The organism is Cellulomonas fulva (genome assembly GCF_018531375.1).
GTDB classification, from domain to species: domain Bacteria; phylum Actinomycetota; class Actinomycetes; order Actinomycetales; family Cellulomonadaceae; genus Cellulomonas; species Cellulomonas fulva.
In genome coordinates, this window is record NZ_JAHBOH010000001.1 from 145,847 (window position 1) to 157,163 (window position 11,317).

Genomic DNA, 11,317 nt, shown 5'->3' on the forward strand with positions numbered 1-11,317 from the left:
GGTCCTGGTCACGCCGCGGGCGAGTCTACGTCGCGCTCCCGTGCGGCCCGGGCGAAGCGCCGAGTCGTGATCGGACCGCGACCAACCGCTCGCACGACGCACACACCTGCGCACAGGTCGGCACCCGGGAGCCACACGAGCGGCACCCCAGCGGCACCTCACGCGTCCGCGCACCCGCGCGCCTCAGCGCAGGTCGCGCAGGCGCCCGTCGAGGTGCACCAGACCACCGGTCCCGCGGGTGCCGCGTTGCGCGGCGAGCACCTCCCCGACGACGACGTCGTGGTCGCCCGCGGGGTGCACGGCGGTCGTGCGGCAGTCGAACCAGGCCGCGGCGCCGTCGAGGCGGGCGCCGGCGGCGAGCACGGGGTCATGGTGCGGCACGCGCGCGAGCTGGTCGACGGCGGGCCTGCCGGGGGACGCGAGCCAGTCCGCCACCGGTCCCTGGCCGGCGGCCAGGACGCTCAGGGTCCAGGTCTCGACCTCGTCCAGCGCGTCGCGCAGGCGCGCGTCGGCGTGCACGCAGAAGAGCAGGAGCGGGGGGTCGAGCGACACCGAGGCGGCCGAGCTCACCGTCATCGCCCACGTGGTGCGCCGCCAGGTCGTCGTGACGACGGCGACGCCCGCCGGCAGCGCGGCGACGGCGTCGCGGAAGCCGTCCGCGGGTGCCAGGGGCTCCGGCGTCACGGCTGGTCCGGCGGCACCACGCTCGACGGCGGGACCGGCGCGGAGCGGGGCGCGTCCGAGAACCAGCGTCGCGGGGCGAGCGCGGCCAGGACCAGCGCGCCCATCGAACCGCCGAGCCACACGCCACCCAGCCAGACGTCGTTCACGTTGTCGCCGCTGGGGACCAGGACGTCGCCGCCCGGCCCCGTCTGCGTGAGCACCATGACCGCGAGGAACACGCCTCCCGCGACGCCGACGAACGCCGGCCAGCCCGCCCACGCGCGCATGGTCACGGCCGTCGCGAGCACGAGCCCGATCGCGGCGACCACGCCCCAGGGCGTCACCGCACGGTGCACCACGGTGCCGATGGTCCCGACGACGACGCCGAGCAGGAACGCGACGAACGCCCGGACGAACGCCTGGGGGGTCATGGGCTGCACGGCGTCAGGCTACCCGCGTGACCCCGGCGGGCCGGACGAGCGCGTCGAGCGCCCCCTCCGAGGTCCCGGTGGCCAGGCGGTACTGCTCGACGGGAAGGATCGGCTCGGACAGCCCCAGGCTCAGCGCGTACGTCCCGGCGAGGGCCGGCTCGTCGTCGACCGCCGCGACGTGCTGCACCTGCGTGGCGTGCGCGCGCAGCGCCGCCAGCACGGCGTCCCGCACGGCGCGCGTGTCGACCGCGACCGCCACGTGCTCGTCGTCCACGACGACCGATGCGAACACGTCGTCGTCGGCCGGGAGCGTCGCCCCGGACCCGTCGGCGCGACCGCGCCGCCGCAGCGCGGCACGCGCGGCGCCGGCGGCCGACCGCCCCTGCGCGGCCCACAGGACCACCGGGACGTCGACGGACGCCGCTCGCGCGAGCTCGACCGCGCGCTGCGTCACGTCGTGCGCCCGCACGTGGTCGGGGTGGCCGTACCCGCCGCGGGGCTCGTACGTCACCACCACGTCGGGGCGGCGCACGACGAGCAGCTGCGCGAGGGGGGCCGCGAGCGCGTCCAGCTCCTGCGCGGCGAAGGCCGTGCCCGCCGCCACCGCGTCGGGCGCGGCGACGGCTCGTCGGCCCTCGTCTGCCCAGGCCATGCCGGAGTCCTCGAGCCGGCCGCCGGTCCAGCCGGGCAGCGTGTCGAGGAACGCGTGTTCGCGGACGCCGAGCGCCGCGAGCGCCGCTGCCAGCTCGGTCTCCCGGTGCCGCGCGAGCGCCGGGCCGTCGCCCTGCAGGTGCGCCAGCGCGGCGCCGATCACCTCGCCGCGCTCGCCGCGCGTGCCGGTCACGACCATGACCGGGCGACCGGCTGCCGCCCAGGTGGCGAGCAGCGCGCCGGTCGCCAGGGTCTCGTCGTCCGGGTGCGCGTGGACCGCGACCAGCCCGCCCGACGGGACCCCCACGTCAGCCCTTCTTGTTGCGCGCCGTGATGCGGGCGCGCTCCGTCTGGTCGAGCACCACCTTGCGGATGCGCACGATCTCCGGGGTCACCTCGACGCACTCGTCCTCGCGCGCGAACTCCAGCGACTCCTCGAGCGTGAGCTTGCGCGGCGGCACCAGGTTCTCGAAGTTGTCCGCCGTGGAGGAGCGCATGTTGGTGAGCTTCTTCTCCTTGGTGATGTTCACGTCCATGTCGTCGGCACGGGCGTTCTCACCGACGATCATGCCCTCGTAGACCTCCTGCGTCGGGTCCACGAAGAAGGAGCCACGCTCCTGCAGGTTGATCATGGCGAACGGCGTGACGACGCCCGCACGGTCCGCGACCAGCGAGCCGTTGAGACGCGTCTCGATCGCGCCGGCCCACGGCTCGTAGCCCTCGGCGATCGAGGACGCGATGCCGGTGCCGCGCGTGTCGGTGAGGAAGCGCGTGCGGAAGCCGATCAGCCCGCGCGCCGGCACCACGAACTCCATGCGCACCCAGCCGGTGCCGTGGTTCGACATGGTCTCCATGCGGCCCTTGCGCTGCGCCATGAGCTGCGTGACCGAGCCGAGGTACTCCTCCGGCACGTCGATCGTCATGCGCTCCATCGGCTCGTGCACCTTGCCGTCGACCTTGCGCGTGACGACCTGCGGCTTGCCGACCGTGAGCTCGAAGCCCTCGCGGCGCATCTGCTCGACCAGGATGGCCAGCGCCAGCTCGCCGCGGCCCTGCACCTCCCACGCGTCGGGGCGCTCGGTGGGCACGACGCGGAGCGAGACGTTGCCGACGAGCTCCTTGTCCAGGCGGTCCTTGACCTGGCGGGCGGTGACCTTGTGGCCCTTGCCGCCCTTGCCCGCGAGCGGGCTGGTGTTGATGCCGATCGTCATCGAGATCGCGGGGTCGTCGACCGTGATGAGCGGCAGGGGCCGCGGGTCGTCGGGGTCCGTCAGCGTCTCGCCGATCGTGATGTTCTCGATGCCGGCCACCGCGACGATGTCGCCGGGGGCCGCCTGGTCCGTGGGGACCCGCTCGAGCGCCTTGGTCTCCAGCAGCTCGGTGACCTTGACGTTCTGCATCGTGCCGTCCGCGCGCGCCCAGGACACGACCTGCCCCTTGCGCAGGGTGCCGTTGAAGATGCGCAGCAGCGCCAGCCGGCCCAGGAACGGCGAGGCGTCCAGGTTCGTCACGTGCGCCTGCAGCGGGTGGCCCTCGGTGTACGTCGGGGCGGGGATCTTCTCGAGGATCGTGGCGAACAGCGGCTCGAGGTTCTCGCTGTCCGGCAGACCGCCGTCCGCGGGCTGCGTGAGCGACGCCCGGCCGGCCTTGGCGGCGGCGTAGACCACGGGGACGTCGAGGATCGCGTCGAGGTCCAGGTCCGGCACGTCCTCGTGCAGGTCGGACGCGAGGCCCAGCAGCAGGTCGGTCGCCTCGTGGACGACCTCCTCGATCCGCGCGTCCGGCCGGTCGACCTTGTTCACGACGAGGATGACGGGCAGCTTGGCGATCAGCGCCTTGCGCAGCACGAAGCGCGTCTGGGGCAGGGGCCCCTCCGACGCGTCGACCAGCAGGACGACGCCGTCGACCATCGACAGGCCGCGCTCGACCTCGCCGCCGAAGTCCGCGTGGCCCGGGGTGTCGATGACGTTGATCGTGATCCCGTCGGGCTGGCCCGCCGCGGCCGCCGCAGGGCCGGCGTACCGGACCGCGGTGTTCTTCGCGAGGATCGTGATGCCCTTCTCGCGCTCGAGGTCGCCCGAGTCCATCGCGCGCTCGTCGACGTGGTCGTGCGCGCCGAAGGCGCCCGACTGCCACAGCATCGCGTCGACGAGCGTGGTCTTGCCGTGGTCGACGTGCGCGACGATCGCGACGTTGCGCAGGTCGGACCGGACAGCGGTGCCCGAGGTGGACGAAGGCATGCGAACTCTTCTCGAGAAGGGGTGTGGGGTGCACGCCGACATCGGCGCCGATCGATCTTACCGGACCCTCCTCGGTCCACCCCACTCAGCCGGTCGCCCAGGCCCACCAGCCGGTCTGGTCCGCCCGGGACAGCCGCAGCGCCTCGACGTGCCCGACGTCCGGCAGGCCGGGCGTCGGCGTGCCGCTCTCCGGTGCACCCGCCACCGCCGTGAGGGCCGGCCCGCTCGTCAGCGGGAGCAGGGCGCCCGCGTCCGCCAGCCGGCGGGCGACCGCCGCGTACGCGTCGGCGAGACCGTCGGGGTCGGTGGTGGCCAGGAGGTCCGCGACCGCGTCGTCGGTCGCCTCGTCGGACCACGCCGTGGCGTTCGCCGCTCCCCCGGTGCCCCACGTCGCCGCGACCGCCGCGGCCGGGAGCGCGGACTGCGCGACGGGCACGAGGGCCACGTCCCACGCCTGCGGTGCGGTCCACAGGTCCGTCGCCGGGTCGCCGACCGTCGACACCGTGAAGCCCGCCGCCGCCGCCGCGGCGGTCAGGTCCTCGACCGCCCGGGCCCGGACCGGCTCGGCCGTCGACGCCAGGAGCCGGACGGGCACCGGCAGGGTCACCCCCGCGTCCGCGAGCAGCGAGCGCGCGCGGTCCAGGTCCGCCGCGGCCGTCGCGACCGCCCCGCCGGCGGCGGGCCCGACGACGGGCAGCACGCTCGTCGTCGTGGCCGCGTCGGGCCACAGCGGGACGACCTCGGCGACCACCTCCTCCCGCGGGACCGTGAGCCAGAACGCCTCGCGCACGAGCGCGCCGCGACGCGCGGCCGCCTCGTCCTCGTCGTCCGCCGCGAACACACCAGGGCCCGCGCCGCCGGTCCGCGCGACGAGCTGCCACGCGGCGTCCCCCGCGGTCGTCGTGACCGCGCCGGCGTCGTCCAGCGCCGCGCGCACGTCCGCCGTCGCGACCGGCGCGACCACGTCCACGTCGCCGTCGGCCAGCGCCGCCGCCTGGTCGAGCGGGTGCAGGTCGCTGCGGACCACCACGGTGTCGAACCGCGCGGGACGCGAGCCGCGGTACCCCGGGTTGCGCGCGAGCTCGACCCGCTGGTCCGGCAGCACCGCCGAGACCACGTACGGCCCCGTGGTCACGGCGTCCGCGGTGCTCGCGCCGAGCTGGTCGTCGTCGAACAGCGTGCGCCACCCGTGCGCGACGGCGCCGAGCGCCTCCGTGTCCCCCGCGTCGATCGCCGCGGTCACCGCCGCTGCCGGGTCGGTCGCGGCGCCGAGCGCCGTGCGCCCGAGCACGTGGGCGGGGACGTTGACGTCCAGCGCGACCGGCCAGTCCGGCACCGGGCGGGCGTACACGACGACGAGCCTGCCCTCGTCGTCGACGGTCGGGGGCTCCTCGGCGTGCACGAGCGCGGGCGACGTCGCCGCGAACGCCACGCCTGCGTCGAGCTCGTCGGTGTTGGTGATCTCCCCCTGCTCGCCGAGCCGGGGCACCACGTCGTCGAACGACCCGGACCGCGCGGCCCACTCCAGCAGCAGGTCGTCGGCGGTGACCGGCACGCCGTCCGACCACGTCGCCGTGGGGGCGATCGTGTACCGCACCGTCAGCGGGTCGTCGTCGATCTTCTCCACCGTGCCGAACGTCTCGTCGGGCACGGCGACGCCGTCCTGGTCCAGCGAGACGAACCCGTCCTGCACGAGCGCGCGGACCAGCTCGCTGCCCGGAAGGCGGCCGTCCGGCGTCGCGGGGTTGAGCGAGCCGAACGGCACGTCCACCGCGACGATGACGTCGGCCGCCCGGTCCGGGCGCGGCGCGGGCGGCGGCGACGAGGTGCACGCCGCGAGCACCACGACGACCGCGGCCAGGCCGACGACGCGCCTCACGCCCACCCCCTCGACCGGCGCTGCCGCCGGGCCGTGCTCAGAAGCCGCGACCCGCCTCGCGCTCGTTGTCGACCTCGGAGATCTCGTGCACCTCGCGCCGGGCGGCCTCGCCCGCGTGCTTCGCCTCGTCGCGCTCGAGCTCGAGGCGCTGCGCCTCGAGCAGCGCGTCCCGGCGCTCGCGGCGCTCCTGCTGCGCGGCCGGGTCCGGGACCGGGACCGCCGCCAGGAGGCGCTGCGTGTAGGCGTCGCGCGGGTGGTTGACGACCTGCGCGGTCTCCCCCACCTCGACGAGCTTGCCGTTGTGCATCACCGCGATGCGGTCCGAGAGCATCTCGACGACCGCGAGGTCGTGGCTGATGAACAGGCACGCGAACCCGTGCTCCCGCTGCAGCTCCTGGAACAGCTCGAGCACCGTCGCCTGGACGGAGACGTCCAGCGCCGAGGTCGGCTCGTCGGCCACGAGCAGCTGCGGCTCCAGCGCGAGGCTGCGCGCGATGCCCACGCGCTGGCGCTGGCCGCCGGACAGCTCGTGCGGGTACCGGTTGCGCATCGCACGCGGGAGCTGCACCTGGTCGAGCAGCCGCTCGACCTCGCGCTGCAGGCCCTGCCCCTTGGTGCCGCGGTGCAGCAGCAGCGGCTCCGCGATCGACTCGCCGATCGGCAGCCGGGGGTTGAGCGAGCTGCCCGGGTCCTGGAAGACGATCCCGACCTTGGTGCGCAGCGGCTTGAGGTCGCGCATCGAGGCGCCGACCATGTCGTGCCCCACGATCTCGAGCTTGCCCGCCGTGACCGGCAGGAGCCCGACGACCGCGCGCCCGATGGTCGTCTTGCCCGAGCCCGACTCGCCGACCAGGCCGACGACCTCGCCCTTGCGGATCTGCAGGCTCACACCGTCCACCGCCCGGAACGCGGGGGTCCGACGACGCGCGGGGTACTCGATGACCATGTCGACCGCGTCGAGGACGACCTCGCGGCCGTCGGCGGAGGTCGTCGCGCCGGCGGCGTCCGTGGTGGCGCTCGTGCCGGCGGACGTGGCGGACGTCCCCGCGGCAGCCTCGGCCGCGGCGGCCTCCGCGCTGCGCCCCAGGTGGGGCACGGCCTCGAGCAGCTTGATCGTGTACGGGTGCTGGGGGTTGGCGAACAGCGCGCGCGCCTCACCCTGCTCGACGACCTGGCCGTCCTTCATCACCAGGATCTTGTCCGCCATGTCCGCGACCACGCCCATGTCGTGCGTGATCAGGACGATGCCGGAGTCGATCCGCTCGCGCAGGTCGCGCATGAGCTTGAGGATCTCGGCCTGGACCGTCACGTCGAGCGCGGTCGTCGGCTCGTCCGCGAGCAGCAGCTTGGGGTCGCACGCGAGCGCCTGCGCGATCATCGCGCGCTGGCGCTGGCCGCCGGACAGCTGGTGCGGGTAGGAGTCGACGCGCTTCTCCGGGTCCGGGATCTCGACGAGCGTGAGCAGCTCGATCGCGCGGGCGCGGGCCTCGGCCGGCCCCATCTCGAAGTGGGTGCGCAGGGTCTCGACGATCTGGAAGCCGATCGTGAAGACCGGGTTCAGCGCCGTCATCGGCTCCTGGAAGATCATGGCGACCTCGCGGCCACGGATCCGGCGGAGCTTCGACGAGGGCATGCCGATCAGCTCGCGGTCACCCAGCCGGGCGGAGCCGCGGGCGCGGCCGTTCGGCGGCAGCAGACCCATGAGCGCCATCGACGACTGCGTCTTGCCGGAGCCGGACTCGCCGACGATCGCCAGCACCTCGCCCGGGCGGACGTCGTAGGTCACGCCCTGGGCGGCGGGGTACCAGGTGCCGTCCACGTAGAAGTCGACGCCGAGGTCGCGGACCTCGAGCACGGGCGTGCTCGTGTCGGCGGGGACGGGGGCGTCGGTGGTGTCGATGGCCACGGTCAGGATCCTTCCTGCATCAGGTGCCGACGCCCGGTCCGGGCGGCGCTCACCTGCGGGTCTGGGAGCATGGCGGGGTGGGTCCCACGCTGAGGTTCTCGTCGAGGTACGGACGGTGGCTGACGATCGCGGCCGGTGTCGCGGGTGTCGTCGCCGTGGTGGCGGTCGCCGTGTCGGACGGCCCGGTGGCCGGCCTGCGCGCGCTGCCCGTCGCCGGGGTGGTGGTCCTGCTGACCTGGGCGCTGTTCTGGCGACCCGAGGTCGAGGTGGCCGACGGCGGCGTCACGGTGCGCAACGTCTGGCGCACCGTCGTGGTGCCGTGGCCGACGTACCGCGGCGCCGAGGTGCGCTTCGGCCTGCGCGTCGAGACGAGCGACGGCACCGTCGAGGCCTGGGCACCGCCGCGGAGCAGCAGCTCGGCCCGCTGGTTCACCCGCGGACGCGGGTCCACCGGCACGCTGCCCAACGAGGACGCGCGCGTGGACGCCACCGCCGAGACCGCGCTCCGCGCGATCGTGGACCGGCATGCCGCGCTCGAGCGCGCCGGGCACCTGGCGGGTGCGCGGGCAGCGGTCGCCGCGGGCGCGGTGCAGGTCCGCCGGACCTGGCACCTGCGCCTCGCGGCGGCCACGCTCGTCCTGCTCGTCGCGAGCGTGCTGGCGCTCACGATCTGAGCGGGCCCCTGTCGCCCCGGCGTGACGCACCGGGGTCATCGGGACCGTGGTCCGAGGCACTAGCCGCCCATTCCCGCGTTGCGGACGTCGTCCTGCGGTCGCACCGTCGAGACGTACGCACGACGACCCGTGCCGTCCTCCGCCATGGCCTTCGCCATCTTGCGCTCCGAGGGGATGCGCTTCTGGCGCGGGTCGAACGCGTCGCGCAGGCCGTCGCCGATGAAGTTGACGGTCAGCGCGATCACGACGATGAACAGGCCGGGCCACCAGAACAGCCACGGACGCGTGGAGAACGCCTGCTGGTAGTCGTAGATCAACTTGCCGAGCGAGATGTCCGGCGGCTGGATCCCGAAGCCCAGGAACGACAGCGCGGTCTCCAGCAGGATCGCCGAGCTCATGAGCAAAGTCGTGCTCACGATGATCGTGCCGATCGCGTTGGGCAGGATGTGCTTGAAGATGATCCGGCGGCTGCTCGCGCCCGCGACGCGCGCCGCGTCGACGAACTCGCGCTCGCGCAGCGCCAGGAACTCCCCGCGCACCAGGCGAGCGAGACCGGTCCACAAGATCAGACCGAGCGCCACGGCGAAGAGCCAGCCGCTCACGCGTCCCGCGATCTTGCCGATGACCGCGCCGATGACGATCGTCGGCACGGTGATGAACAGGTCCGTCGTGCGCATGAGGAGCGTGTCGAGCCGGCCGCGGTAGAAACCCGCGAGCGAGCCGACGAGCACGCCGATCGCGCACGCGACGATCCCGATGATGAACATCACCATGAGCGAGGTCTGCACGCCGTGCATCACCCGCGCGAACATGTCGCGGCCGAGCTCGTCCTGCCCGAACGGGTGCGAGCCGATGGCGAAGCCTTCTCCGCCCAGCCACGTGGGCATCTGCAGCGTGGGCGCGCCGCCCGGGTTGACGATCGCGAGGGTCGTCTCCTTGCCGGTGAACTGCCACCAGCCCGGGATCGGGCCGACGCCCACGGACGTCAGCGCCAGGAGGGCGACCGCGACCAGGACGACGAGCCCGACCATCGCCCCCTTGTGCCGGAAGAAGCGACGCCGGACGATCTCGCCCTGCGAGAGACCGACGACGTCCTTCAGCTCGATCTCGTTCTCGGTGCGGCCGGCCTGGTCGGCGGGCAGCTGCGGGTCGGGTGAGGTGCTCATGCGTCCAACCGGATTCTCGGGTCGATCACCGCGTAGATGAGGTCCGCGACGATGTTGGCGATGATGGCGAGCGCGGCGGTGACCAGCAGGTACGCCATCACCACCTCCTGCTCGGCCTCGAGGAGTCCGCGCACGAAGAGCTGGCCCATACCGGGCCGCGCGAACACGGCCTCGGTGATCACCGCACCACCGATCAGGGTGATGACGTCGATCGGGACGATCGTCGCGAGCGGGATCAGCGTGTTGCGGAACCCGTGCCGGACGACCACCACGCGCTCGGGCAGGCCCTTCGCGCGGGCGGTGCGGATGTAGTCCTGGTTCATCACCTCGAGCATGCTCGAGCGCGAGTACCGCGTGTACGCCGCGAACGCGATGAGGACGAGCGTCGCCGTCGGCAGCATGAGGTGGGTGAACGAGTCGAGCACCTGGACCCAGTAGTTGCCGCCGAGGCCGGGTGTCTGGTCACCGAAGGTCGGGATCGGTCGTCCGCCGAGCGCCTTCGAGTACGGCGGCCAGACCTGCATGACCTGGTCGACGAAGGTGAGGAAGGCCATGACCAGAGACACGGCCACGCCCACCTTCGCGGACACGCCCCAGTCCGGCCCGCCGAAGAGCCGGCCGATGACCCATCCCACGACGGCGGTGGCGACCGCGAGCCCGAGGAGGATCCAGAAGGCGCCCTGGCCGTCGACACCGAAGGGGTCGAGGTCGAACACCGACTGCATCGGGAAGTACAGGACGAACCCGAGCACGACCGACGAAAGTGCCGTCCACAAGGCACGCCTGTTGTGCAGTCCGGCGAACACCCCGACGACCGCGAAGCCGATGGCGCCGCCGAGCACGAGCAGGAGGATCGGCCCGATCTGGGGCTCGAGCCACCAGTTGGAGAGCTGGAGGTAGGCGAGCATCGCTGCGGTCGCCACACCGGCGACCAGGAAGACCTGAACGCGCCGGAGGGTCGTCCCGCCGATCGCGAGCGACCACAGGAAACCCATGACGGCGGCGATCACCGCGATCGTCAGCCACGCCAGGTTCGGGTCCCGCAGGAAGTCGTTGAACCCGATCGCGACCCACTGCTTGAGCATGACCGCGACCCAGAAGGACGGCAGCGAGTACAGCAGGAAGGACAGGAAGATGATCAGGTAGTCGAACGTCGCGTACTGCCGCAGCGCGCTCACGATGCCGACGGTGATGCCGAGCAGGAGCGAGAGGAAGGTCGCGGCTGTCACGAGCTGCAGGGTCGACACGATCGCGTGCCCGAGCAGCGCGCTCACGGACTCACCGGTGCGCCATGCGACGCCGAGGTCACCCTGGAGCAGATCGCCGACCCACTTGAAGAATCGGACGACGGCGTTCGTGTCCAGGTCCAGCTGCTCGATCCGAGCGGCGATGAGCTGCTGCTTGTTCGGCGCGGTGCTCTCGCGCAGGTCCTGCAGCGGGTCGATCGCGCGGGCGACGAGCAGGTACATCAGGAAGAGGGCCACGAAGAGCGTGGCCAGGCCGGCCAGAAGCCGGCGGGTGAGGAATCTCAGCACGGGTGGGCTACCTCTTGTTTGGTGCACCGCGGTCTCGGGGATAGTAGTCCCCGCGGCGGCCACGGTCCGGGTCGAACCGGTCGTGCACACGCTCAGGGCGCTGGGATGGTGCTCCCAGCGCCCTGAGCAGGAGTCACAGGCCGGCGACGCCCGGCCCCGCCACGGAGGCGGG

General features: G+C 73.3%; 9 protein-coding genes. 1 reads left to right on the forward strand and 8 read right to left on the reverse strand.

Features of this window, described 5'->3' with window-relative positions:
- Positions 1-183 precede the first annotated feature (183 nt).
- From KIN34_RS00655 to KIN34_RS00680, 6 genes are all read right to left on the reverse strand, one after another.
- Positions 184-684, reverse strand: coding sequence for a flavin reductase family protein (locus tag KIN34_RS00655; RefSeq protein ID WP_214345805.1), 501 nt, complete (start codon positions 682-684; stop codon positions 184-186).
- The gene (locus tag KIN34_RS00660; RefSeq protein WP_214345806.1) at positions 681-1,103 is read right to left on the reverse strand and encodes a hypothetical protein; all 423 of its coding nucleotides are present in this window, start codon (positions 1,101-1,103) and stop codon (positions 681-683) included. The genes KIN34_RS00655 and KIN34_RS00660 overlap by 4 nt, the downstream gene beginning before the upstream one ends.
- A gap of 4 nt (positions 1,104-1,107) precedes the next feature.
- Positions 1,108-2,052, reverse strand: a complete 945-nt coding sequence (locus KIN34_RS00665; RefSeq protein WP_214345807.1) for a PIG-L family deacetylase — start codon at positions 2,050-2,052, stop codon at positions 1,108-1,110.
- Between the two features lies 1 nt (position 2,053).
- Positions 2,054-3,985, reverse strand: a complete 1,932-nt coding sequence (gene typA, locus KIN34_RS00670) for a translational GTPase TypA (RefSeq protein ID WP_214345808.1) — start codon at positions 3,983-3,985, stop codon at positions 2,054-2,056.
- Between the two features lie 85 nt (positions 3,986-4,070).
- The gene (locus tag KIN34_RS00675) at positions 4,071-5,864 is read right to left on the reverse strand and encodes an ABC transporter substrate-binding protein (RefSeq protein ID WP_214345809.1); all 1,794 of its coding nucleotides are present in this window, start codon (positions 5,862-5,864) and stop codon (positions 4,071-4,073) included.
- A gap of 37 nt (positions 5,865-5,901) precedes the next feature.
- Positions 5,902-7,770: an ABC transporter ATP-binding protein gene (locus KIN34_RS00680; protein WP_214345810.1), complete on the reverse strand. Its 1,869-nt coding sequence runs from the start codon at positions 7,768-7,770 to the stop codon at positions 5,902-5,904.
- A 77-nt stretch (positions 7,771-7,847) separates the two neighbouring features.
- Between KIN34_RS00680 and KIN34_RS00685 the strand changes: the two genes are divergently transcribed.
- Positions 7,848-8,444, forward strand: coding sequence for a PH domain-containing protein (locus KIN34_RS00685; protein ID WP_214345811.1), 597 nt, complete (start codon positions 7,848-7,850; stop codon positions 8,442-8,444).
- A 59-nt stretch (positions 8,445-8,503) separates the two neighbouring features.
- On the opposite strand, the gene KIN34_RS00690 is transcribed toward KIN34_RS00685, so the two are convergent.
- Both KIN34_RS00690 and KIN34_RS00695 read right to left on the reverse strand, forming a co-directional pair.
- Entirely contained in the window at positions 8,504-9,610 is a 1,107-nt protein-coding gene (locus KIN34_RS00690; RefSeq protein WP_214345812.1) for an ABC transporter permease, read from the reverse strand.
- Positions 9,607-11,145, reverse strand: a complete 1,539-nt coding sequence (locus KIN34_RS00695; RefSeq protein WP_214345813.1) for an ABC transporter permease — start codon at positions 11,143-11,145, stop codon at positions 9,607-9,609. The genes KIN34_RS00690 and KIN34_RS00695 overlap by 4 nt, the downstream gene beginning before the upstream one ends.
- Positions 11,146-11,317 lie beyond the last annotated feature (172 nt).

Coding starts and splice junctions, on each gene's coding strand:
- typA (WP_214345808.1), bottom strand. CDS start 3,985: ATGCCTTCGTCCACCTCGGGCACCGCTGTCCGGTCCGACCTGCGCAAC.
- KIN34_RS00690 (WP_214345812.1), bottom strand. CDS start 9,610: ATGAGCACCTCACCCGACCCGCAGCTGCCCGCCGACCAGGCCGGCCGC.